Annotated in this window: 22 protein-coding genes and 1 pseudogene; 11 read left to right on the forward strand and 12 right to left on the reverse strand. The window is 67.0% G+C overall.

Going from position 1 to position 22,343, the window contains the following annotated elements:
* Positions 1–11: 11 nt before the first annotated feature.
* Positions 12–812, reverse strand: coding sequence for a DUF4241 domain-containing protein (locus tag ACFYW3_RS28680; RefSeq protein ID WP_389387793.1), 801 nt, complete (start codon positions 810–812; stop codon positions 12–14).
* On the opposite strand from ACFYW3_RS28680, the gene ACFYW3_RS28685 reads away from it, so the two are divergent.
* Complete coding sequence (locus ACFYW3_RS28685; RefSeq protein WP_389387794.1) at positions 771–1,319, forward strand: DUF4262 domain-containing protein; 549 nt, start codon at positions 771–773, stop codon at positions 1,317–1,319. The two genes, ACFYW3_RS28680 and ACFYW3_RS28685, sit on opposite strands and share 42 nt — an antisense overlap.
* Positions 1,320–1,954: 635 nt before the next feature.
* Here ACFYW3_RS28685 and ACFYW3_RS28690 read toward each other — a convergent pair.
* Both ACFYW3_RS28690 and soxR read right to left on the reverse strand, forming a co-directional pair.
* Entirely contained in the window at positions 1,955–3,982 is a 2,028-nt protein-coding gene (locus ACFYW3_RS28690) for a HelD family protein (protein WP_389387810.1), read from the reverse strand.
* A gap of 413 nt (positions 3,983–4,395) precedes the next feature.
* Entirely contained in the window at positions 4,396–4,860 is a 465-nt protein-coding gene (gene soxR / locus ACFYW3_RS28695) for a redox-sensitive transcriptional activator SoxR (protein WP_351750390.1), read from the reverse strand.
* Between the two features lie 95 nt (positions 4,861–4,955).
* On the opposite strand from soxR, the gene fdxA reads away from it, so the two are divergent.
* Complete coding sequence (gene fdxA, locus ACFYW3_RS28700) at positions 4,956–5,309, forward strand: ferredoxin (protein WP_389387795.1); 354 nt, start codon at positions 4,956–4,958, stop codon at positions 5,307–5,309.
* Between the two features lie 19 nt (positions 5,310–5,328).
* On the opposite strand, the gene ACFYW3_RS28705 is transcribed toward fdxA, so the two are convergent.
* Both ACFYW3_RS28705 and ACFYW3_RS28710 read right to left on the reverse strand, forming a co-directional pair.
* The gene (locus ACFYW3_RS28705; RefSeq protein ID WP_389387811.1) at positions 5,329–6,573 is read right to left on the reverse strand and encodes an MFS transporter; all 1,245 of its coding nucleotides are present in this window, start codon (positions 6,571–6,573) and stop codon (positions 5,329–5,331) included.
* A 17-nt stretch (positions 6,574–6,590) separates the two neighbouring features.
* On the reverse strand, positions 6,591–7,130 hold the full coding sequence (locus ACFYW3_RS28710; RefSeq protein WP_351750387.1) for a winged helix-turn-helix domain-containing protein: 540 nt from the start codon (positions 7,128–7,130) through the stop codon (positions 6,591–6,593).
* Between the two features lie 492 nt (positions 7,131–7,622).
* Here ACFYW3_RS28710 and ACFYW3_RS28715 point away from each other — a divergent pair, with 492 nt between their 5' ends.
* The gene (locus ACFYW3_RS28715) at positions 7,623–8,384 is read left to right on the forward strand and encodes an isocitrate lyase/phosphoenolpyruvate mutase family protein (RefSeq protein WP_389387796.1); all 762 of its coding nucleotides are present in this window, start codon (positions 7,623–7,625) and stop codon (positions 8,382–8,384) included.
* 479 nt (positions 8,385–8,863) lie between these two features.
* On the opposite strand, the gene ACFYW3_RS28720 is transcribed toward ACFYW3_RS28715, so the two are convergent.
* Entirely contained in the window at positions 8,864–9,655 is a 792-nt protein-coding gene (locus ACFYW3_RS28720; RefSeq protein WP_389387797.1) for a hypothetical protein, read from the reverse strand.
* A 272-nt stretch (positions 9,656–9,927) separates the two neighbouring features.
* A complete protein-coding gene (locus tag ACFYW3_RS28725) occupies positions 9,928–11,226 on the reverse strand; it encodes an amidohydrolase family protein (protein ID WP_389387798.1) in 1,299 nt (432 codons plus the stop codon).
* A 106-nt stretch (positions 11,227–11,332) separates the two neighbouring features.
* Here ACFYW3_RS28725 and ACFYW3_RS28730 point away from each other — a divergent pair, with 106 nt between their 5' ends.
* The 3 genes from ACFYW3_RS28730 to ACFYW3_RS28740 all read left to right on the forward strand — a co-directional run bounded on the left by ACFYW3_RS28730 (position 11,333) and on the right by ACFYW3_RS28740 (position 13,743).
* Positions 11,333–11,770, forward strand: coding sequence for a MarR family transcriptional regulator (locus ACFYW3_RS28730; RefSeq protein ID WP_351750456.1), 438 nt, complete (start codon positions 11,333–11,335; stop codon positions 11,768–11,770).
* Positions 11,771–11,936: 166 nt separating this feature from the next.
* Positions 11,937–12,611, forward strand: a complete 675-nt coding sequence (locus ACFYW3_RS28735; RefSeq protein ID WP_389387799.1) for an alpha/beta hydrolase — start codon at positions 11,937–11,939, stop codon at positions 12,609–12,611.
* A gap of 457 nt (positions 12,612–13,068) precedes the next feature.
* Complete coding sequence (locus ACFYW3_RS28740; protein ID WP_389387800.1) at positions 13,069–13,743, forward strand: hypothetical protein; 675 nt, start codon at positions 13,069–13,071, stop codon at positions 13,741–13,743.
* A 131-nt stretch (positions 13,744–13,874) separates the two neighbouring features.
* On the opposite strand, the gene ACFYW3_RS28745 is transcribed toward ACFYW3_RS28740, so the two are convergent.
* Positions 13,875–15,443, reverse strand: a complete 1,569-nt coding sequence (locus ACFYW3_RS28745; protein ID WP_389387801.1) for a B12-binding domain-containing radical SAM protein — start codon at positions 15,441–15,443, stop codon at positions 13,875–13,877.
* A gap of 139 nt (positions 15,444–15,582) precedes the next feature.
* The gene (locus tag ACFYW3_RS28750) at positions 15,583–15,831 is read right to left on the reverse strand and encodes a hypothetical protein (RefSeq protein ID WP_351750380.1); all 249 of its coding nucleotides are present in this window, start codon (positions 15,829–15,831) and stop codon (positions 15,583–15,585) included.
* Positions 15,832–16,430: 599 nt separating this feature from the next.
* On the opposite strand from ACFYW3_RS28750, the gene ACFYW3_RS28755 reads away from it, so the two are divergent.
* The 4 genes from ACFYW3_RS28755 to ACFYW3_RS28770 all read left to right on the forward strand — a co-directional run bounded on the left by ACFYW3_RS28755 (position 16,431) and on the right by ACFYW3_RS28770 (position 19,581).
* Positions 16,431–16,730, forward strand: coding sequence for a hypothetical protein (locus ACFYW3_RS28755; RefSeq protein ID WP_351750379.1), 300 nt, complete (start codon positions 16,431–16,433; stop codon positions 16,728–16,730).
* Positions 16,731–16,914: 184 nt separating this feature from the next.
* Complete coding sequence (locus ACFYW3_RS28760) at positions 16,915–17,943, forward strand: hypothetical protein (RefSeq protein WP_351750378.1); 1,029 nt, start codon at positions 16,915–16,917, stop codon at positions 17,941–17,943.
* Between the two features lie 114 nt (positions 17,944–18,057).
* Entirely contained in the window at positions 18,058–18,432 is a 375-nt protein-coding gene (locus tag ACFYW3_RS28765; protein ID WP_389387802.1) for a hypothetical protein, read from the forward strand.
* 444 nt (positions 18,433–18,876) lie between these two features.
* Positions 18,877–19,581: a CDP-diacylglycerol diphosphatase gene (locus ACFYW3_RS28770; protein WP_389387803.1), complete on the forward strand. Its 705-nt coding sequence runs from the start codon at positions 18,877–18,879 to the stop codon at positions 19,579–19,581.
* A 174-nt stretch (positions 19,582–19,755) separates the two neighbouring features.
* On the opposite strand, the gene ACFYW3_RS28775 is transcribed toward ACFYW3_RS28770, so the two are convergent.
* On the reverse strand, positions 19,756–20,808 hold the full coding sequence (locus ACFYW3_RS28775) for a helix-turn-helix domain-containing protein (protein WP_389387804.1): 1,053 nt from the start codon (positions 20,806–20,808) through the stop codon (positions 19,756–19,758).
* Between the two features lie 522 nt (positions 20,809–21,330).
* On the opposite strand from ACFYW3_RS28775, the gene ACFYW3_RS28780 reads away from it, so the two are divergent.
* Positions 21,331–21,831 carry a hypothetical protein gene (locus tag ACFYW3_RS28780; RefSeq protein ID WP_389387805.1) on the forward strand — a complete coding sequence of 167 codons (501 nt, stop codon included), beginning with the start codon at positions 21,331–21,333 and terminating at the stop codon, positions 21,829–21,831.
* On the opposite strand, the gene ACFYW3_RS28785 is transcribed toward ACFYW3_RS28780, so the two are convergent.
* Together ACFYW3_RS28785 and ACFYW3_RS28790 are read right to left on the reverse strand one after the other, a co-directional pair.
* Positions 21,761–22,102 (reverse strand): hypothetical protein, encoded by a 342-nt coding sequence (locus ACFYW3_RS28785; protein ID WP_389387812.1) that lies wholly within the window; start codon positions 22,100–22,102, stop codon positions 21,761–21,763. The genes ACFYW3_RS28780 and ACFYW3_RS28785 overlap by 71 nt on opposite strands.
* 146 nt (positions 22,103–22,248) lie before the next feature.
* Positions 22,249–22,343: pseudogene (locus ACFYW3_RS28790) on the reverse strand (NADP oxidoreductase); the annotation flags it as partial.

Raw genomic sequence — 22,343 nt, forward strand, 5'->3', positions numbered from 1 at the left:
CAGCAGCTGCATCAGGCTTTGGTGCCCGGCATACCGCTGGTGACGACGATCGCGGCCACGTCGCCGGTCGCGGTGCGGCCCAACCAGACGATGCCGCCCGACTCGGCCCCGAACGTGACCAGATCGGCTTGTTGCGACTCGTCGCGTACCCGCTCGCACCATCCGGGCAGCCGTTCGGTGTCGCGCGGCACCGGAATGCCGTCCTTGATAGCTCGAAATGGCGCGGCCAAGGTCGTCCACGCACCTGCGTCGGCGAAACAGCCGACATTGGCGTCGGAGTAGAACTGGGGTTCCTTGCCTGGCTGAATCCGGTCGATGTCGTCTTCGACCCCCAGGCCCATCTCCCACCCGATCACAGGGTCGTCGCTGAGACGCAAGCGCGTCGCGGCACACTCAACGCCATCGAAGTACTCGCCGAAAAACTCGTACGGGCCCGCCGTCCAGGCGATCTCCACGGGGTAGACGCCCGGGGGAATGCTCACCGCCAGCTCCCGCGGGGGCCTCGTAGGCAGCCCTCGTTCGTATCTCGAGACGTCGTCATCGTCGAATGGAGCATCGACGACAAGACGGCCGCTGGGTACACGAATAGTGGTCACCTCCTCGATCCCCGTCACAACTTCTCCACCACGAGCCGCATATCTCGAGCTCGCGAGTGCCCTGCAATCGAACGAAACCGAGCGGTCTCGGGAAGGTGACGATGCTGTTCGATCGAGAGGGGGGTCGTGAACCCCGACTGACGGACTCGAACGCTCACCTCGTAGCCTCCACACATGACTGATGATCCGTTCCAGTGCCGCTGTGTCCTCTGTCATGACTACGGTGACCGGGACGGCGCGGACCGCGCGGATCTGACGATCATCGAGAATGTGCAGCAGCACGGATGGCACGTCGTGATGGTTCCCGAGGACGAGATCGGTCCTGGATTCGCTTACACGATCGGCCTTGCGCACACTCACGGCGGACCTGAACTCGCCATGTTCGGACTCGACATCCACGCCATGCACCGCATGCTCAACAGGCTCGGAGCGAAGTCCGCCGCAGGCGCCGTACTGACTGACGGCCAGAGACATCCTGAAGTTGTCGAAGGCCACCAAGTCCTGCTCAGGCAGGTCGATCTTCGCTGGTACCGGACCTTCTTCGGGCGGGCCATTGGGTTCTACCGGCGGCCTCCCTTTCCCGTCTTGCAAGTTGCGTGGCCCGACGTGGACGACCGATTTCATTGGGAAGAACAGGCTGAGGAGAGGCATCGGGAGTCGCAGCCTCAGTTGTGGCTGCCACCGAGTGAACACCCTGTCGGGATCTGGACGACCGAACTCTGACCTCGAACGTGCCGGCCGGCGACAGACCAGAACCGTCGCGAAAGCTGCTGAAGCAAGATTCATTGTGCGAAGCGGTTCGAATCCGGCTCGACCGTAGAGCTGTCTCGTGATCTGGCAGATCACGAGGGAACCGCAGGTGGGAGCCTTGGATTCGGTACGCCCAGCACCCGCGTACCGTGCGTGCCGCCCGGTCGGCGGTCGTCCGGGCCTCGACCCGGACGACCGTATCGGACACCTTGACGGATTCCACGAACACGCCCTCTGCCGAGGAGAACAGCAGCACATCCCACTGCGGCCGCATTTCGTTCACGGTGCGCACTGTCGCCCCCACCGGATTCCGGCCGGGCGATTGTCGGGCGACTCAACCCGCGGCACCCAGAGATCAACCGTCACGCAGCACGTGCGCGACCAGAAGAAGTGGGGCTGGCCCGTTCTCGGTTTCCGGCACGGATCCCGGAGCGGCTTCGAGCGGGTCTGAGGTGCGACTGCGCCGTACTGCCACCGGCTCATGACACTTCGCCATGGTCTCCCAGCGGATGTCGGTCAGCCCGCGCGGCTCGGTGACGAGTTCCCGTGGGGTCCGGTGTCCGTACGGCGCCGGGTGCGCCCGCGGCGGCGACGCGGGCGCCGAGTGGTCAGGCGGGCTGGACGGTGATGGTGCGGAGGCGCTTGGTGGCCCGGGTCAGGGCTACGTACAAGTCCCTTTCCCCACCGGGGCGGGCGGTGATGATCTCCTCGGGGTTGATGACGACGACCCCGTCGAATTCCAGGCCGCGGGCTTCGGACGCCGGCACGATGCGTGCGTGGTGAGCGATGCCCTGGGCCGTCAGCTCACTCACCCTGGTGTCCGCGCAGATCACTCCCAGAAGCTCGCCCGGGTGCGCGGCGCTCTGCGCGCGGAGTTCCTGTACGACGGCGGTGACCAACCCGTCCTGAGGTGTGGTCACGGTGCGAGGGCTCTCACCGCTTCGCAGTGACCGTGTGGGCTTCTGGTCCGGAGCGATGCGCGCCAGCAGGTCCCGGACGCTCTCCAGGATCTCCTGCGTAGTGCGGTAGCTGACGGTCAGATTGTGCAGTGTGAACCGCGATCCGACGTGGGGGCTCAGTGCCTCCTTCCAGTCGCGTGCCATCGCGACCGGGCCTGCCTGGGCGAAGTCACCCACCAGCGTCATCGCCCTTGCCGGGCAGCGGCGGACGATCATCCGCCACTGCATGGCGGTCAGTTCCTGCGCCTCGTCGACGACGACGTGCCCGTACGTCCGCTCGGGGGAGCCGTCGACCAGGCTCGCCGCCTCGTCCAGCAACGGCACGTCGGCATCGGTCCACGGGTCGTCCGGACCGCGCAGCAGAAGGGACCGCTCCTGCGCGGTCAGGCGGGGCAGGCGCTCGGCGAGCGCGCCGGCGTTCGTCAGGAGCGCCTTCACGAGGTCACCCGGTACCAGCCGCGGCCACAACACCTCGATCGCTCGGTCGACGCCGGCGTCGTCGAGGAGATCGGCTCGGATGGCGTCCAGGTCCAGTTCGTGGACCGGAACCGAGTCGGCCGCACCTTCGGTACGGTGCTGGGCCACTCCCGTGAACCGGTCGAGGTCCAAGCCCGTCATCGTGACGGCATCGGCGTCGATCTGCTCCAGGAGGTCGCCCATGTCTCGTCGCATCGCGTCGGTGACGGCGTCGACCAAGAGCTCCCTGAACACCTGGCGCGCGGGGTTGTGCCCCCGTGCGGCCGCCACGGCGGCGTCGCGTGCCGCGGCGACTTCCTCGCCGGACAGGTGAACCACTTCCCGTCCGACCCGCACGGTGAAGTCACCGGCCGGGGCCTGGTGGACGCGCAGCAGGTCGGCCAAGGCGTCAGCGAGGTCGGAGCTGCCCTTGAGGCGCGCCGTATCGAACGGGTCCACCGCGTCCGTGGACACTCCGGCCAGTTCCCGGCAGGTCGCCAGAACGACGTCGTTCTCTCCGAGCGAGGGAAGGACCTGGGAGATGTAGTCGAGGAACCGGGCGTTCGGGCCCACCACCAGGACGCCCTCCTCCGCGGCGCGCGGAAACGCGTACAGGACATAGGCCGCCCGGTGCAGGGCGACCACCGTCTTTCCGGTGCCGGGCCCGCCCTGCACCACGGTCACCCCGCGATGGGCGGAGCGGACGATCTCGTCCTGCTCGGCCTGCAGCGTCGCGACGGCCGCGTGCATCCTGCCCGTACGCCGTGCCGACAGAGCCTCGGTCAACGGGCCGTCCCCCACGACGTCCTCGTCGGTCGGGGCGGTCCCGTCCAGCAGTTCGTCGCTCACCGAGATGACCGTGCGCCCCTCGAGGCGCAGGTGCCGGCGCCGCCGCAGGTCCATCGGGTGGACCGGTGTCGCCTCGTAGAAGGGCCGCGCCGCGTTCGCGCGCCAGTCCACGAGCAGAGGCAGGTCGTCCTCCTCCGTATGCAGTCCGATCCGCCCGATGCGCAGGGCCGTGCCATCCGTCCAGTCGACGCGCCCGAAGACCAGCCCCCTTTCGGCGCCCTCCAGCCGACTGATTTCCTTGGCCAGACGCTCGGCGGCGATTTCCCTCTCGTATGCCTCCCCGGTGCTTTCCGCCGGGGCCTTCAGCACACGCGCTCGGTGTGCTCGCGCTTCGGAAAGCCGCTCGGTGAGCAACTCGTACAAGGAGGACACGTAATCCCGCTCCGATTCAAGCGCACGCACAGCGGGATCCTTCATGTTCGACAACAGGGGGCTCCTTCGATCCGAGCCACACCGTACGGTCAAAGCTCCCTGAAGGTAAGTCTTGACTTACTTGGCAGGCCATGGCCCTGCGGCTGAATCCATGGCGGCTGAATCCATGGCGGCTGACCGTATCGCGTGTCATGCATTCCGCCATTCCGTCATTCCGCCGTTCCGTATATCGCCCATTGTGCTATCGCCAATTGCGCTTCCGAATTTTGGAAGCGTTTCCATCGGACGGGTATCCCGGTAGACACGGAGAAAGGGCCTATGGATCGGCCGTTGGGGGCGATGATCTGTTCTCAGGCGATGTCTCGCCGGCCCGTGTGGCGACCGCGCCGAACTCACCGGCGCGACGCCTCGTCTCAGAGCCGTCGGGGGCCGACACCGTCCCCGGCGAGCGTGTCTCCGGGGTTCAGCAGAGCGCATGCCCTCATCGAGAGACATCCGCATCCGATACATCCAGTGAGCTCCGCCTCAAGTCGCTCGATGGTCTGTCGGCGCTCCTCCAGCCGACGCTTCCAGCTCCGTGAGGCGCGCTGCCACTCCTGGTGACTCGGCGGGCGGTCGAGCGGTACGTCGGCGAACGCCTCCCGAAGGTCCTGCAACGGGATGCCGATCCGTTTGGCCACCGAGATCAATGCGACACGGCGCAGCATGTGCCGAGGGAATCGACGCTGGTTGCGGTCGTCGCGTTCGCACGCGATCAGGCCGAGCTCTTCGTAGAAGCGCAGGGCGGAGACGGCCGCCCCGGTTCGTGCGCTCACCTCACCGATGCTCAGCCAGTCGTCCGGGGTGGCCCGGACGGAGCCGGAACGGTCACTCGCCATGGAAAGCCTCCTGTTGACCTCAAGGCTACTTGAGGCCATACGGTCGGCCGCATGGGAACAGCAGGCAGGAACTACCTGGAGAGGACGGCAGTTCGATGACGTTTGTGATCGCTTTGCCCTGTGTGGATGTCAAGGACAAGGCGTGCGTCGAGGCGTGCCCTGTCGACTGCATATACGAGGGTGAGCGCATGCTCTACATTCAGCCGGACGAGTGCATCGACTGCGGAGCTTGCGAGCCGGTGTGCCCGGTCGAGGCGATCTTCTTCGAGGACGACACCCCGCAGGACTGGCAGCACTTCAACACCGTGAACGCCGAGTTCTTCTCCGACATCGGCGCCCCAGGCAGCAGCGCGAAGCTCGGTCCGATCGAACGGGACCATCCGATCGTGGCAGCCCTCCCGTCTCTGGGGGCCGTCCCTCCGGTTCTCGTGATCCCGCCCCATGCCTGACGACTGGTCACCGTGATGTCTACGTGAGGGATTCCAGTCGATCTCGATCATCGGCCGGGGAGGCGGCACGCAGCGCCGCCTCGACCCGGCGGTTGCCGGTCATGGTCGCGGTGACGGTGGTCATGGTGAGGAGGAGGCCACCGGCGGCGTAGAGCGGGGTGCGCACGTCGTAGGTGGTGGCCAGCCAGCCGCCGAGGAAGGCGCCGAACGGGGCGGCGCACATGGCGAGCATGCGGGAGGTGGAAGCCACCCGACCCATCAGGTGGGCGGGGACGATCGCCTGTCGGAGGGAGGGGGCGAGCACCATCGTGGCGCCCATTCCCGCTCCGCAGACGGCGAGCGCGAGGCCGGCGACGTACGGGTTCGGGGCGGCGGCAAGGCCCAGGATGGCGAGTCCCTCGACCGCGGCCGTGCAGGTCAACGCGGTGCCGGTGCCGAGTCGTCGGCCGAGGAAGGAGGCGATGCCCGCGCCGAGCAGACCGCCGGTGGCCTCCGCCGTGAGGAGCAGGCCGAAACCGAAGGTGTCGATGCCGAGACGATCGTGCGCGAAGAGGGCGAGTACGGTCTCCACGGCGAGGAAGGCGATGTTCCCGACCGCCGGGCGCAGCGCGAGTCCGAGCAGCAGCTGATCCCTGAATACGTGTGAGGCGCCGGCCCGCGCCTGCCGCAGCAGCGACTCGCGGGCCTGTGGTGCGGGCCGGGGTGCGGCAGGCAGCGACCGCACGAGCAGTGCGGAGAGCGCGAATGACACCGCGTCGGCGAGCAGTGGAACCGCCCGCCCGAGCGCGAGCAGGGCACTGCCCGCGGGCGGCCCGGCGAAGCCGGACGCGGCGGTCTGGGTGCCGCGCAGGCGGGAGTTGGCGCGCTCCAGGAGTGCGGGGTCGCGGCCGAGCAGATCCGGTAGATAGGCCGTGGCGGCCGTGTCGAAGAAGAGTCCGCCGAGGCCGAGGAGAAAGGCGACGGCCGCGAGCAGTGGAATGCTCAGCACGTCGAGCGCGGCCGCTGCCGCCGGTATCGCGAGCAGCACCGCACGCGCCGCGTCCGTGACCCACATCGTGCGCCGGCGGTCCCAGCGGTCCACCAGCGCGCCGCCGAGCACTCCGAAGAGCAGCCACGGCAGCGTTCCGGCGGCCGTGACGACGGCGAGCGCCATCGGATCCCGCGTCAACGTCAACGCGATCAGCGGCAGCGCGGCATGCGACACCCCGTCACCGAGCGAGGACACCGTCTGCGCGGTCCACAGCCGCCCGAACCCGGCCGGCAACTTCCGCATGTCTGTGGTCACTTGACGTCCCCCTCGGCCTGCTCGCGCGATGTCGGGTGGAACAGTGCGAAGACGAGTGACGCGTCCGGCAGGGAAGGATCGGACAGCTCCCGGTACTCGTCCGCCAGTGCCTCCAGCCGCGCCCCCAGCTCCGCGAACTGCTCGTCGGTGAGCCGCAGGTGCGCCATCCGTACGTGCCGCTCGCCATCCGCCGGCGCTGCCTCCAGGTCCGCCACCGCGTGCCGCATCAGCACATCCGGGCCTCCCTCGCCCGGATCCGGCAGCACGATCGACCGCGCGGCCATGGCGTAGTACCGCTCGGTGACTCCCCGGACCTTCCGAGTTCGTACCACCTTCACCAGGCCGGCCCGTTCGAGCAGCCGTATGTGGTAGCTGGAACTCCCCTTCGCGAGGCCCACTCGCTCGGCGACCTGCGTGATCGTCGTGGGCTCGAAGCGGAGCACGGCCATGATCCGGTGGCGCGTGAGGTTGGAAACGGCGCGCAGTTGCTCGTCAGTGGTGACGTGGAACGTCTCGGGAAGATCATCGGTAGTCATGTCCCCAATGGTCAACACTTCTTGACCATTTGGCAAGGGGGTTTTCTCAACTGGGTGGCGCTGTTGGCGTCGGCCAGGGGGTCTCAGAGAGGCGTCGGCCAGGGAGTCTCCGAGAGGAAGGCGCCAGGCACGGGGCGAGTCACCGGTACCACCACCGACCCAGGGCCGCTCCAGCCCCTCCCTCGGCCGCTGAACCACCCCGCGCCAGTACTCCGATGACGCACCCTCAGGTGGGCACACCACTGCTGATGGGTTGTGCTGACTTCCTTCCTCAGGAGGGCGAGCGCTCCGGGTGACAGCCGGCCTTCCTGCGACAACGGCATCATCCAGTTGCCGAGCAGCGCGGTCGACACCGCTCCATGCCACCCGCTCCACAGGCCCAGCACCTCGCAACCGTCCCCGACTCGACCGGGAACCAGGCTGCGTCTTCCGTCGCCGGGTCGTGCCCCGCCGGTACGTTGTTCGTGGCGATTCGGGGGTAGCGTCCTCGACATGGACTCTCGTACCACCTTTGAGCGCGCTCAACGCCTCAGGCAACTGCACGCCGAATACCAGCCGCTTGTGCTGCCGACCGTCTGGGATGCCTGGTCCGCGCGGACGGCGGCCGGCGCCGGGTTCCCCGCGCTGACGGTCGGCAGTCATCCGCTCGCCGACTCGCGGGGAGCCGACGATCACGAGGGGCAGACCTTCGAAGAGGTACTCGCCGCGGTCAGGCCGATCATCTCGGCGGTCGACGTCCCCGTGTCCGTGGACCTGGAGGCGGGGTACGGGCAGGAGCCCGCGGATCTCGTCGCCGGACTCATCGAGGTCGGCGGCGTCGGCCTCAACATCGAGGACACCGTCCACTCGGAGGGCGGACGCGTCCGCAGCACAAAAGAGCACGCGAACTACATCGCCGGCCTGCGCGCGGCCGCCGACGACGCGGGGATTCCGGTCTGGGTCAACGGGCGCACGGACCTCTTCCTGTACGCGGAAGAGCCCTCCGACGTCCTCGACGAGGCGATCGAGCGACTGCGGGCCATGGAGCGGGCCGGCGCCGACAGCGTCTACCCGGTGGGCATCCAGGACAACGACGACCTGCTCGCGGCGGTGACCGGCGCCGTCGCCATTCCCGTGAACTCCACGGCCCATCCCGTCAAGCACGATCTCGAGCGCTTTCGCCGCCTCGGCATCGGCCGGATCACCTACGGCCCGCTGTTGCAATTCGCGATGACGGATGCGATGAAGGACATGCTCGGGCCGTGGGCGCCCTGAAGCGTTGATCGAGCGGCGCGGGCGCAAGTCCTCGTCTTCGCGCGCTTCGCCACGCACGGAAACCCGGGTGCCTAGACGCTCGAACGAGAGGACGAGCGACCTGGCTTCGTTCACCTCAACCCTCAACCGACAGCGTCTGTTCGTGGGTTCCGGCGGCGTCCAGTGAGCATCGGCACTCTGGATGCTCATGGGACATGACGGCAGCGCCGCCCTCCCGGTGGACTCCTCGCCGACCGCTTCGGGGAACGGCGCCGCGGAACGTCAAGGCCTTGCGGTCGATGCCACCGTCCACTCCTTGGCCCAGCTCTTCGTCCCTCGTGTCGAGAAGGCTGCCGCAGCCTCCTGAAACAGGCTGGGGGTGCACGAGAGGATCGTTGTCCGCCGCCACGTGCAGGCGGCGGACACAAGCAAACGGACGGTGAGGATGGCGTCGTCCGCAGCCTCACGGCCGCGGACGACAACGCCCTCCCGGTCAGGGCTCAGGTGGCGCGACGCGTCCTGACTCCGTCAGCCTCGAAGTCGTAGATGGTCCCGTTGATCCGCAGGCCGTCGACCGCGCCGATCCACATGTTGTCGCGGCCCTTGCCGACCGCGGCGGTGTAGATGTTCGGCTGTGTGCCGCCGTCGTTGAGCGCGCTCTTCAGTTGCGTGAAGGTGCACGGGGTCCCCGGGCCGCAGCCGGTCACGGTGCCCGCGTTGCCCGTGAGGAACCACGTACCGGTCGTGGTGGCGTCCAGGTAGCCACTCCAGCGGTTCGTCACCGGGGAGGCCGGCGGCAGCCAGACCAGCGACGAGTAGGTGGTGGCCGGCGCCGCGGTGAGGTTCGGATTGATCTCGAACGTGACGTTCGGCATGTTCGTCGGGCCGCCGTAGGTGACGTTCTCGCCGGTCTGGAAGACGTGGAAACCGACCTGGTTCAGACCCTGGGCGCCAAGGACCGGCTTGCCGTTGAAGTCGACCTCATTGCCGAAGCTGGCCTTCTCACTGGGCGGAGTGAGCGAAGTGGAGCCGTCCGCAACCTCGATTCCGAGGCTGCCCCGTCCGTAGGGCGGCCTCGCGGCGGTCCCCGTCACGCCGAACGATCCGTACGGGCCTTCTCTCAGAGCAGCGACGGGAGAGCCGATCGTGTTGCGGGTGATGACGCCCCAGTGGTGCGAGCTTCCCTGACCTGCGCCGGTCAGGGCGGAGGCCGGGGCAACCCCGGCAGCGATCGTGATCAGCGCCGTTACCCCAAGCACGACTTTCCGCTTCATGCCGAAGCGAGCGTTCACGCTCACTCCTTTCGTGGTCGGTACATGGAGGGCAGGACGGGCACCTGAGCCAAGCCTGCGTGGTGCACGCCACGGTAGGGACTCCCAGAGGCGGAACCGGCCGCTACGCGCATATGCCCGTGTAATTAATCCCCATGGCGGAGCGGATGATCGGCCGGACCAACGCGGCAGTTGGAGGAGGTGCCGTACGAGCCCGCCGGCACGACGGCGACATCGCCCGGCACCGGCGATGTCGCCGTCGTGCCGGCGCATCGGAACCTGAATCGGCCGTGTCAGGCTCGGAGGTGGCCCTCGTCCCAGCTTGGCCGCCCGGCCCGCAACGTCCCGATGTGGTGGGAACGGTCGACCAGGTGCGCGATGTCCGCGTAGGGGTCGGCATCGAGCAACAGAGCGTCGGCGATGGAGCCGACGGTGATCGTCCCCGGCGTCGTCGCCTGCTGGCCGATCTTCTCGGCCGCGTGCCGGGTGCCGGCCGCCAGGACCGCGGGCAGCGGCAGGCCTGCCTTTGCCAGCAAGTGCAGTTCTCGCAGCAGGGCGACGGGTGGCGAGGGCATCAACATGGCCACGTCGCTGCCCGCGGTGATCTTCACTCCCGCGTCGTGCATCAGCGCCAGCGTGCGCATCGCGTAGGTGAAACGAGTGTGGGAGTCCTGCGCGGAATGCCGGGGGAACTGGTGCCCGTAGATCGGGCGGCCGGTGATCTGCGGGATGTCGTCGTGCGTGGCGAAACCGTCATCGACCAACTGCTGCAGATAGCCGGCCTCGCCGTTGTGCGCGATCTGCTCCCAGGTGACCAGGGTGGGACAGTAATAGGTGTTCGTCTCCGCCAGTAGTGCGGCGACGTCGATGGCCTCTGCGGTGCTACCGGGGTCCTCCGGCTGGAAGGCGTGTTCGATGCCGTCCGCGCCGGACGCCACCGCCTCCTCCAGGTCGATGCGTTCGTGGACATGTACGAGTACGTTCTTGCCCTTCTCGTGCGCGGCCGCGACGATGGCTTTGAGGGCGTCGAGGGGCAGCTTGTCCGGAGCGCCGGGCTCGCCGTCGTAGATGCACTTGATGAAGTCGACCTGATCGGCCAGCTCCAGTGCTTGACGATAGGCGACGTCGGCATTGTCGGTCTGGTAGGCGATGGGCGCACGTGCCGGATCGTCCAGGACCGGCCAACCCTTGACACCGGTGAACACCGGCCCGGCGAAGAACAACCCGGCAGCGACGTCGGTGGCCTTGTCGCGGTAGTCGCGGGCGGCGAGCTCCATCTCCAGTGGGCCGCCGAGGTCGACGACGTTGGTCACCCCCGCACTCAAGAAGTCGGTGAGTAACCGGGATACGTACTTCGCGCGCTCGTTCTCGGGCTTGAACCAGGCGTGCCCACCCAGGTGCGTATGACTCTCCCACAGGCCCGGCACCAGGTAGCCGCCCCGCGCGTCGAGCACGGGAGTGCCTCCGGTCGCCGGCCGCGCGTCGGTCGCCGGCCGGATGGCGCTGAACCGTCCGTCGGTCACCACCACTTCGGCATCGGTGATGGGGGCGGCCTCTTGCCCGTCGATGACGGTCACGTTGCGAGTGATCACGAATCTCTCCCTTTGTTCCGACGGCTCAAATACATAGGGCCCTATGCATCGAACTGTATAGGTGCCTATATAGTTGGTCAATAGGAGCCTATACACTTGACGCGTGATGCACTCCAGGTTCGGTTCCGCGCCCGCCGCGTTGATCAACATCGCCTCGCGTGCGTTGTCCCGGGTCAATGACCGGCGGCTGCGGCCGCTGGGGTTGACCTTCGCGCAGATGCCCGTGCTGGCGGCGCTGAGCAAGGCCGACGCGCTCTCCCAGAAGGAATTGGCGGGGCTGGCCCGGATCGAGCAGCCGTCCATGGCCCAGTTGCTCGCCCGGATGGACCGCGACGGCCTCATCCGGCGCACTGCCTCCGAGCGTGATCGACGCGTCAGCCTGATCTCGCTGACCGAGACCGGACTGGCGAAGCTCACAGAGGTGCACTCGGCGCTGCTCGAGACCAACGATCAGGCGTTGCGAGGCTTCAGCGCCGAGGAGATCGATCTCCTTGTGGACCTGCTGACGAGGCTTGTCGCCAATCTCGAGGAGAACCCGGCCTGACAGCGCGTCGGATGCCGCAGCGACCGGTCCCGCGTTCACCGAGGATCGTGTGCCCGACCACCGGTGGCGATCGGGTGGCAAGTGGAGTCGAGGAGGTCTGGTGTCGACCGCATCATGCCCAGTACGTGACTGACGCCGACCGGGTGACAAGCGGTAATGTGCACAAGTGACTGACGTGATCATCCTTCACGGAGCCTGGCACCAGCCCGCTCACTACGCCGGACTCGCCGATGTGCTGCGCGCCCGGGAACTGTCCGTTGAGGTGCCCGACCTCTACGGGCTGTCGCTCGCCGAGAGCACCGCGAAGGTCGAGGCCATCGTTTCGGGCTCGTCGGAGCCGTCGGTGGTGGTGGGACATTCCTTCGGGGGCGTCGTCGCCGGGACGGTGCGTGGTGCTGCCGCGCTGATCTTCCTCAACAGCTGGATCCTCGACGTCGGTGAATCCCCGGCCAAAGTGCTCGCGGAGACCCCTGGCGAGCCCGGCGAGGGGCTGCTCGCGCTGCCGGACGGGGACGGGCGGCTTTGCCTGGACCCGGACGACGCCCGGGCGAAACTCTACGGCGACATCGACGAACCGGCGGCCACGCGTGCCGTGGAGTTGCTGCGTCCGGAACCTCCCTCGATCTTCGACGCCACACCCACTCGCGTGAGTTGGCGGGACACCCCGTCGATCTACATCCGCGGACAGCGAGACTGGACCATCGCGACTCCGCTTCCGGACCGCTTCGCCGGGCGTTGCTCTCGCGCCGAGACGTGGGACACCGGCCACTCGCCCTACCTGGGTCGCCCGGCCGCCGTGGCCGACCTGATCCAGCGCCGGCGAGCCGGCGACGCCAACTGAGCCCGCCCGTCCCGCGGGAGACTTCACGACCTGGGCACGCCAACGCCGGACAGGCCGAGCCTTCAGCAGCGCTGGAACGAGCGCGGGTCGTCGGGATCACCGGCTCCCATGGGGCGACTTCGACTTCGACGGCAACGGCAACGGCAACGGCAAGTCGGAAGCGGCCGTGGGGGTCGGATGCGCTCCAGACCGACGTCGACATCCTGTACGGCCACGGCCCGCAGAGCGGCGGCACCAACCGGCCGGCCCGTGGAAGACCCAAGCGATCGGCGACGACCACTCACAGGGATCGATAAAGTTGAACCGCTAATTACTCTGAGATGCCGAGTGAGCCGAGTGGCGGTGTACTGGGAGAGGTGTTGCCCGCCGAATGGCGTAATGCAACCCCCTATGGCGGCACAGAAGGGGACCCGTCTCTTTTCGTCGCGAAACCCAACTACCCGTCCGGAGGTTCCACATGGGCGGAAAGAATTTCAGCGGCCGCGGCCGACGCCTTGGTCTGCTTTCCTCGGGAGGATTGGCATTCGCGGTGGCAGCGGCGATTCTCGCTCCATCTTCTCCCGCTCAAGCGCAGTACGGTCCATACACGTGTGTGAACGGCCTCGTGTGGCGTGAAGCAGTGAGTTCCGACCACGTCTGCGTAAGTCCGCAATGGCGAAGCAAGACGTGGGAGGAGAATCGGATCGGCCCCTCGCAAGTGCAGCCCGGTGGCGGACCGTACGGGCCCGACACCTGCAAGCAGGGATTCGTCTGGCGCGAGACCCGTCCTTCGGACCACGTCTGCGTCTCCGTGCAGAGTCGCACCGACAACCGCCGCGCCAACGGAAACGCGTATACGGGATATGCGCACCCCGATCAGCTACCCGCCAATGGCACCCATGCGTACTGGACGCAGTACGGCAGTCAATTGGCCGTAAGCCCCTCGCACTTCGACTTCCACGGTTGGGAACCTGCCAGGGGTTACCAGTCGGGGATGGCCAACTTCGGCAGCTACTACGGCGACCGGGTGGTGACCCCTCGGGAGTGCCGACAGAGTCCCAACCGAAACATGTACGTGCTCGCGGTCGACGAAACCACGGGCATCGTGAGCAATGCCGGACGCGTGGCGGTCCCTCTCTGCCTCTATCCCTGACGAAGGAAGGCTTTTCGCGGCCGGGTGCCCGGTGCCTCATCGAGCACCCGGCCTCGGCCGGACAGCTTCTCGGGGCATCAGGTCGTACGACCCGGAGGGTGGTCGCCTCGAGCCACGTGAGGGCAGGCAACTCAGCAAAGATACGTAGGACTCAGCAGAGGGCTACCCGTGTCGGCGGGCCGGCCGTTCGAACATGCCTCTACGAAACGCAGGAGGCGGAGGAAGTCTTCGCAGCATTCCTTGAAGGCCGCTCGCGTTCCGGCACGGACGGAGTCCGAGGCGCCGTCTTCCTTCGCAACTGCGTCGACGAGTTCACGCATGATCGCGATGGGCCCGCGATTCATCGCCCGTTGAAGCTTCGAGCACTCGGCGTAGGATGCAACACCTTTGCGGCGAAAAGCTGCGAAGGCGTTGTACGTGGTGGAAAGGGTGTCAGCTGACTCCATCACCACCGCATAGCAATCCTTGACTTTCGGATCCTGAAATGACCACTCGTAGTTGTAATACGGCCCGCGCAGGCGGCCCTCGGAGCGTAGCCGGGACTCCAGCGCTGTCCCCGAGTACACCCGCATGGCCGTCGCCAGAGCGGTCAGTTCGACGCATCCGACCTCGTCCAGGAACTCCATGTTGTGCCAGAGTTCCTCCATTGTGGTATCTGGACGGAACATGATGAATCCCGCGCTGGGGATGATTTCAAGTCCCTTGAGGATGTCGATCGCCTGGATGCTCCGGTCGACCGTCAAACCTTTGCGCATCTGCTTGAGGGCGGGGTTGTATCCGGACTCCAGGCCCATGAAGACGACTCTGAGCCCTCCATCGCGCAGGGTTGCGAAGACATCCGGCGTCACGCTCGAAGCCCTCGTGTCCATGTACCACCGAAAGTCAAGACCGCGCTTTGTGATCTCTTCGGCGATGCCGAGTGCCCTCTGGCTTCCGGACTTTCCGTGGCCGAGAAACTGTTCGTCGGCGAATGCGAATTCGCGGACTCCGTATCTTTGCGCGATGGATTCCATCTCGTCCACGACGTTGCCGGGAGATCTGCCGCGCCACGCCCCGTTTGGTGACGCGTTGAAGTAGTTGTGGACCGAGCAGAAGTCGCACCGGGCGTTGCACCCGCGACTCGTGTAGAGAAGGGGTACGTTTCCCGCCTTCAACACCATGGGCAGCGTGTCCCTGGCCGGGAAGGGAATGGTGTCCAGATCCTGGATGTTAGGCCGCGGAGGATTTCTCCGGATCTCGTTCCCCAGTCGGTAGGTGAGGCCGTTGATGTGTGTCAAATCGCCTCCGGACAGGAGGCATTGCGCCAGTTCCGGCAGAGTGGACTCCCCTTCGCCTCGAATGGCTGAGTCGAATTTCGGGAAGTCTGTCAAGACTGCTTTGTCGTGAAGTGTGGCCAGGTGATTGCCGACCGTTACATGTGCTCGTACGCCGCGCGCCCTGACCCTGGCAACATCCCGCTCCACTCGACGGACGGTCTCGGGATAGATGGGATATCCGATAAGTGCGTGGTCCCCGTCGTCCATCTGCTCCAGCAGGGCATCGTAACGATCGGGCTCCAGCGCGCCGTCGACGATCTCCGCGGTCAGCCCGGCAGCTCGTGCGGTCGCGGCCACGTACGAGAGTCCGAGCTGCTCCAGTGCGAAAACCCGGCTGTCCGTCATTCGACCGCGTGGCCTAAGCAGCAAGATGTGAGATTTCATTTCTTCACCACTCCTCGACCATGCGGTCGCATGCTGTTCCTGATCTACTCACGAGGTAGGCGAAGTCGCTTGCGCGGGCGCAGGAGGCGGGGGCGGGGATCGCCGGCCGGAGGCATCCGGCCGGCGGAGAGCCGCCAGGTCATTCGCCTTGATGCCTCGACAGTCCGACGCCCTGAGCGACCTTCGCCGCCATTGAATCCGCACTTTCCGCGTTGGCGAGCACCGCGTCGATGTCCAGGTTGGCCGCGATCAGTTCGGCCTCGCTGTCATTGAGTTCGACCCCGAGCATCGCGGCGACTTTCCGAGGGTCTTTCTTCAGCTCTTTTGCCACGCCAGGATTGTAGGTGACGAAGTCGAGGAGATCTTCCAGATTGCGGATGCGCTGCATGTCCTGCCAATCCCTTCAGGTCGAGTAAGGGGATGTCCTGCGGTTGCGGACCGCCGGAAAGGAATATATGCCAAGGTCATCACATGGCGTTCCCGGACACGCGATTTCACTCCAATGCCCAACGGGAACCGCCCACCTGGCCTCGTGGCTCTCAGGTGGCCGAACCGGACTCATTGACGCCCCACGTTCAGTGGCGTCGCCGGTGCGGCAGTTCGGATCGCTATTGACGAAGAAGAACGTGAGCAACCGGGCCAAGCGGGCGTTCCTCAAGGGCTGTCACGCAATCCCTGGTGGATCAGCGCACGGCGTCGGATTCGGTGCGTCGAAAGGCGGAGGGACGTCCTCATACTGGTCGTATTCAGGCGTTCCGACGACGCGGCGAGGTGCCGTGGTCGGCGTCGTGCGCCCGCCAGGGATTGCGGGACAGCCCTTATGGGACGAGGGGCGTTCGGCGGGGGCCTGGTGCCTACCTTGTGGTGTGCGGGATCTACGATGAAGGATGACGATTGGGTACGCGATTGAGATACTTCGGCTTCTATGACGCGATGCCGTACGCGCCCGGAGCGGGCATGCGGGCGGCAGACCTTCCCCGAGGGGGTATGAGCGTCAACCGGGCGGATCTGGCTCGCTACATGGGCGCGTGCGAGACCCTCGCGGTGGTGCCCGGAGTGGAGAAGCATCCGTTCGCACCCTCGCAGCAGGTCATGGGTGGCTTCAGCCTGAAGACCGACGGCGAGTGGATCTGGCCGGACATCGCGGGTCACCTGGTGCGCGAACACGATTGCGTGGTTCCGCGGGAGTTCGAGGAGCGCGCTGCCCGGCTCGGATTCACCGCCCCCGTGTTGACTCCTCAAGAAGTGGTCGACATTTTCCGTGAGGTGAAATCCGAACTCTGGTGAACAGGGTTCGCTGATGAGCTTGCCACCTGAGGTCCGGCGCCGAACGGGGCTCGAACCAGGCGACCTGCACAAGAGATTGCCGACACGCGCCACACATGAGTGGTTGATTCCACCGTGGATGGCCCGTATCGCCGCGACGGACGCTCTTATCCTTCTCTTAGAACGTGCCCCTAGCGTCTCGTTCATGATGATGCAACGTGGTGCAGTCGGATCTGTTGTCCTCACGGCCGTGGCCTTGACGGCCGTTGTTGGGGTGGCCGCCGCGGCCCCCGCCCCTGACAAGGCCCCCGCCTCGGTGTTCCACGGCAAGGCGACGGACAATCTGTACATGTCGCTCGGCGCATTCGAGGATGCCATGTCCGGCGAGGACCCGAAGGTCAAGGCCATGATTGACCGTACGGACATCGGCGGCGTACAGGTGGTGGCGCCCTGGAAGGCCCTTGAGGGCAATAAGGGGGAGTACAAGTGGTCGCGGTTGGACAATGCCCTGAAGTATCTCCAGGAACGCCACAAGAAGCTGTTCGTCCAGGTTCAGGATCGGTTCTTCGATGTCGCCATGGCGGACGCCAACCTTCCCCAGTACGTGAAGGACGAGGGCGGGGTAGCGCCGACGGTCGATGAGAACCCTGACAACCCCACCACCCACGGGGCCATGGCCGCGCAGTGGAACAAGGAGGTGCGAGCAGACTTCCAGGCCATGCTGAAGGCGATGGCGGAGAAGTTCGACGGCAAGCTCGCCGGGGTGAACCTTCCGGAGACCGCGGTCGATGTGGACACCAAGAAGGATCAGACCAAGTACACCTCGAAGTCCTACATCGATGCCGAGATCGACAACATGCGCTACGGCAAGAAGGTCTTCGCCAAGACGCAGTTCATCCAGTACATCAACTTCCTGCCGGATGACGAGGACCACAAGCGCATGAAGGAGATGTTCGACATCGCCAAGGACAGGCAGATCGGCATCGGAGGACCGGACACCCTGCCGGACCGGAAGTACCAGATGGAGAACTCCTACAAGTTCCTCCACGAGTACAAGGATGCCCTGCCCCTCGTCGCGATGGCCGTCCAGGAACCCGACATCAACGCCAAGGATCCCAAGACCGGTAAGCCGTACACCCGCGAACGGTTCACGGACTTCGCCCACGATTACCTCGGCGCGCGCCACATGTTCTGGACGACCGAGGCAGACTGGCTGCAGAAGCCCCCGGCCTGACGCGGTCGCCGTCGTCACGGCGGGGTCATGGACGGTGCGGCGGTGCGGCGGTGCGGCCGATCGAGGCGCGCTTCGGGTCGCTACGGCAGTTCACCCTCGTCAACTCCAACAGAGGTGGACGAAGTGATCCGGACGGCCGTCCGCTCGGCGGGCCTGGACCCGGAGCAGGGCTCGACGGTCCCGGCCGGATCCGACCCGAACAAGACGGGCTGGACGGCCGTCGTGGAGAAGGCCGCCGCACAGTCCGAAATGAAGGAGATCCGTGCGGACTTGGAGCGCCAGGGCTGGGTGCTGAACCCGCACCGCGACAGCGCCGATGTCTCCCGCGGCCACAAGCGCGGGGGCTGGTACCTGCTGGTGAACACGCGTGGGACGACCCAGGCGCCGTCCAACAGCCCGGGCGACTCGCAGACCAATCTGACCATGACCGGGCTCCAGCTCAACCTGTCCGACGTGCCGCTCTCCGAGATCACCCTCCGCATGCGCTGAACCGTCGAACGGACGTACGGACGCTCGCCGCACTGCGCGCGTGGGTGATCACGTCCCAACCCGGTCCCCGGTCGCGCGCCCCCGCCCCGGCGGCCGGCCGCGCGCCGCGGGCCGGTGTCGTTGAGCCTTCCGGCGCAATCCTGGGCGCTTCCCCCGCACCTTCCCGGGAGGCGGGCGGTCCGGCGCCTAGGTTGGTCTGTCGAAGCAGAGGCCGTCGACCATCGGAGTCCTTGCATGAATGCGACCGGCACGTCGACCGGCATGCCCCGGCGTCAGTTCGTGGCGCTTTCCGGTGCCCTGGGTGCGGGTGCCCTGCTGGCCGGGGCGGGCGGCAGCGCGTCCGCGGCGGCGTGTCCGCCGCCCGGCTCCGGCGGTTCGTCGTGCTGTCCGTGCCCGACGGATCCGCCGCCTCCCGGCGGTCCGAGCCCGTGCCCCCCGGCCCAGATGCAGCCCCTCTGCGGCAGCCCCGCGGACACCGACCCGCTGTGGCAGGACGTCCAGTACTGCACGCAGGGGATCGTCCCGCCCAGCGGGCACAAGGCGGACTGCCTCAAGACCACCCCCAACCACGTGGTGCTGCACGGCGAGCCCGTATCGACGCACAACTACCTGACCGTCCCGACCTGCCGGATCACGGGCATCGAGTGCCCGTTCCTGCTGACGCCCAACGTCGCGAACTACTGGCACGAGGCCTGGGAGAACGCCCGCAGGGGCGGCGACGTTCCCGTGCAGTACCGCTACATCGGGCTGGGGATCAACTCGCAGGCCGCCCGGCGGCTCGACCAACTGCACATCCACATGGCCGGCGTCCGAGACAGCACGCAGTTGCGGCTGCAGGCCCTGGACGCGGCGGGACGGGTCGCAACACACCCGTCGCAATGGGGGGACACCCAGTACCAGGCGCTGGTGACGGGAAGCCAAGGGGACCGCACCTACCGGATCCTGCGGCTCCCGGCGTTGACGACGAACCTGTTCGCCCTGCTGGACACGAACGTGGTGCGGCGGTTCGGGCTCCAGATGGCGGGCCAGACCCTGATCGTCGTGCCGAGGATGACCCCGACCGGCTTCGACAACGCTTTCTACGTCCTCAACAGTGACGCCTCACTCCCCAGCGGCACCATCACCTGCGACCGTCTGCTCGTGTACTGACGCAGGTCCGCGGACGCCCGGCGGCCAGGACTTGCTCCACCGGGACCGCCCTCGCGCCTCCTTCGGTCGCTGGGGTGGTGGCCGCGCACCGACCTCCGCTGGGCCGGCGCGGTCCGTCCTCCTTACGCCCGGGGCCGGGGACAGGTGTGTCCCGTCCCAGGCGCGTGGAAGCGGTCAGGCACGCGGCGGAGGGGTGCCCCTTTCGGCCGGCCCACGGCCCGTCGGGTGCCGGTCCGCCGAGAGTGTGGCTGCTTCGGTCGAACGCGCGTATTCAGTGGGAGTCTGACCGAAGTGCTTCTTGAAGGCCCGGGTGAAGTGACTGCCGTCCGCGAACTGCCAGTGTGCGGCGAGTTCCGAGATACTCAGGCGACCTGACGGTGCGACAAGGGCGAGTCGAGCCTCGTGCAGTCGCCGGTGGCGGATGTAGGTGGTCACCTGCTCACCCACCGCGGCGAATGCCCGGTGCAGCGTACGGACGGAGACGTTGAGTTCACGCGCGAGCATCGCCGGAGAGAGTTCGGGATCAGCGAGCCGACGGTCCGCGAGGTCCTTGGCTGCCTGGGCGAGGGCGGGAGCCAGCCGGGGTTCCACGTCGTCGAACCGACCCTTCGCCACCGCCTTGGCCAGCTCGATCAGGGTGCCCTGGGCGGCTGTCACACCGGCCGGGCCGAGGTCCGCCACGGTGATGTGGATCATGTCGGTGAGGGCCGTCAGCAAGCGCATCTCGGCCGAGTCCGCCGACCCGGTGACGACCCGGTTCCCGAGCAGGGGTTTGAGCACGTCGGGGGGCAGGACGAGGAACTTCGCCGTGAGGTCCGCCGTCGTCTCGAAGGCCGTCAGGCGCCCGAGGTGCCGAACGAGGAACTGCCCAGCCGACACGGTCTGGTCGCCGTAAGCGGGCGGGCCGCCCAGGGTCCACGCGCCGCGCCGCACTACGTACATGGCAATCAGATCCTGATCACCGCCCGGGACGTCTGCGGTCCGGGTCGCCGACGCGGCGTGAAGATCGGCGATCGCCGCGCCATGGACCTTGGCCACTTTGCCCTTGACCCGGAAGTCACCGATCGTGTCCGGGCTGAAGGCCGGCAGTTGGAAGACATCGTCGCCGATCTGCGTCTCCCACCCGCGCCGAAAGGCGTCGAGTCCCTGCGGTGCGGCGCCCGGGGCGGTCGAGTCCACTGCGAACACCCCGCTCGCGCCGTCGACCTCCGCTCCAGTCCTGTGCATCCCTCTCCGATTCCTCGTGTTCACTGCGTCAACGCCATCCTGTGGTGCTCGTGTTCCATAGGCGTGGCCATGGCTCACGTGGGCGCTGTGCCCATCTTCCTATGGACGGCGCACGGCAGTGGTCGAGGGGTAGAGCTGATGCTTTCGAATCGGCGAGATGAGCTGATCGCCCGAGTACGCGCCGTGGTGGTCGGTTCGCCCAGTTCGGCAACGAGAGACGCGACTCCTGGTGATCAGGCTTTTCGCAGCCTGATCACCAGGAGTCGCGTTCGCGCTCGATCCACCGCGCAGAACCCGTGCATGGCTGGTGGTGAGACTTCGAGCTCTCGATCGTTGACCCTGGTTGTATGTGGGAGTTCGTCTCGGGCGGCGATCACCAGCCACCGGAGGATCACCGGGCTGTCGGTCGGTGTGGTCGCTGAACTCGTGGCCGAGCCAGGCTCAACTCGCTTTCACCGAAGCGGGCTTCCGACAGCGGTGCGAAGTGCAGGCCGGCGTTCGTCGGCCAACTCCTGGCCACGCTTGTCCGTCTCCGCCGAGGTGTGGCCCCTGCTCGCCGAGCGAGGCCGCCCTGTCAGCCCGGGTGTGCGCCTGCGGTTCCCGGCCGACGCCATCGGCCATCTCGGTGCCGGCGGGCAGATCAGGATCATTGCCGGGACCGAGATCCGGGTCCGGAGACAGGCCGTCGGACACGAAGACCGGGACGAGTTCGCCGACCAGATGCTCGGCTTCATCGTCATGGGAGTCCTGATGGAACGGCGCCAGGGCGACGTGAAGGAGACCATGGAGCCCGCTGACAACGCTCCCGGCCGGCGGTCCGGCCCACGGCACTCCGCCGGCACCTCGTCCACCAGCTCGGGCGTCACCCACTGCGTGATCAACCCGGCCGCGCTCGCTCGGATGCTCCACCCCACGGATGCACAGCCGGCCCAGCGACCCATTGCGCATCCTGTCACCACCCACACGCTCGATGAATGCTCGAACAACGGCGTTGGGTGCCCGGTGGCGTGGGGCAGAGCGTGATGTCCGAGCCCGTCTTCGCGGCGAGGAGCGCGAGTTCGGTCTTCCAGGCTCGGGGGCTCGGGTGCGGTAGCCGTTGGACCCGCCTGCGTCCGCAGTGATCAGCAGGCGGCGGCGGCCGGACCGTCGGGCCTGCCTCGGGCCGCCATGAACGGCGGGTGGAGGCGACCGCGAACGCGGTGGTGTCGTGTTCGGTGCCGACGCTCACCCGGCCGGTGTTCGCGGCGATGTCATGGATCCTGTGATGGATCCTGGAGTGGATCCCGTATGGGATCGCCTCGCCAGGCCCTGCCTGCCTTGGAAGCCGTGTGTTCTGACCGGTACCGGCTCACCGGCCGGCCGTAACCACTCAATCGGTGCCGGTGCCGGTGCCGGTGCCGGCTCCGGCTCCGGTCACCCGAAGTTGGCGCGGCTCGACCGTCAGCGGGCGATCGAGATCGCGAAGGGGGTGAATCCGTTGGACCGGATCACGTGGGGTACGAACAGGATGGCGGCCTCGGTGGCGCGGGCCGTCT

The sequence above is a fragment of the Streptomyces sp. NPDC002602 genome (genome assembly GCF_042889445.1).
GTDB lineage: Bacteria > Actinomycetota > Actinomycetes > Streptomycetales > Streptomycetaceae > Streptomyces.

What these genes read in the sequence shown, in the direction of transcription:
- ACFYW3_RS28715 (WP_389387796.1), top strand. Translation starts at nt 7,623, where the DNA reads ATGGACTCTCGTACCACCTTTGAGCGCGCTCAACGCCTCAGGCAACTG.
- soxR (WP_351750390.1), bottom strand. Translation starts at nt 4,860, where the DNA reads ATGGCGAGTGACCGTTCCGGCTCCGTCCGGGCCACCCCGGACGACTGG.
- ACFYW3_RS28755 (WP_351750379.1), top strand. Translation starts at nt 16,431, where the DNA reads ATGAGCGTCAACCGGGCGGATCTGGCTCGCTACATGGGCGCGTGCGAG.
- ACFYW3_RS28710 (WP_351750387.1), bottom strand. Translation starts at nt 7,130, where the DNA reads ATGACTACCGATGATCTTCCCGAGACGTTCCACGTCACCACTGACGAG.
- ACFYW3_RS28730 (WP_351750456.1), top strand. Translation starts at nt 11,333, where the DNA reads ATGCACTCCAGGTTCGGTTCCGCGCCCGCCGCGTTGATCAACATCGCC.
- fdxA (WP_389387795.1), top strand. Translation starts at nt 4,956, where the DNA reads ATGACGTTTGTGATCGCTTTGCCCTGTGTGGATGTCAAGGACAAGGCG.
- ACFYW3_RS28775 (WP_389387804.1), bottom strand. Translation starts at nt 20,808, where the DNA reads ATGCACAGGACTGGAGCGGAGGTCGACGGCGCGAGCGGGGTGTTCGCA.
- ACFYW3_RS28740 (WP_389387800.1), top strand. Translation starts at nt 13,069, where the DNA reads ATGGGCGGAAAGAATTTCAGCGGCCGCGGCCGACGCCTTGGTCTGCTT.
- ACFYW3_RS28760 (WP_351750378.1), top strand. Translation starts at nt 16,915, where the DNA reads ATGATGATGCAACGTGGTGCAGTCGGATCTGTTGTCCTCACGGCCGTG.
- ACFYW3_RS28685 (WP_389387794.1), top strand. Translation starts at nt 771, where the DNA reads ATGACTGATGATCCGTTCCAGTGCCGCTGTGTCCTCTGTCATGACTAC.
- ACFYW3_RS28770 (WP_389387803.1), top strand. Translation starts at nt 18,877, where the DNA reads ATGCAGCCCCTCTGCGGCAGCCCCGCGGACACCGACCCGCTGTGGCAG.
- ACFYW3_RS28745 (WP_389387801.1), bottom strand. Translation starts at nt 15,443, where the DNA reads ATGAAATCTCACATCTTGCTGCTTAGGCCACGCGGTCGAATGACGGAC.
- ACFYW3_RS28750 (WP_351750380.1), bottom strand. Translation starts at nt 15,831, where the DNA reads ATGCAGCGCATCCGCAATCTGGAAGATCTCCTCGACTTCGTCACCTAC.
- ACFYW3_RS28680 (WP_389387793.1), bottom strand. Translation starts at nt 812, where the DNA reads ATGACAGAGGACACAGCGGCACTGGAACGGATCATCAGTCATGTGTGG.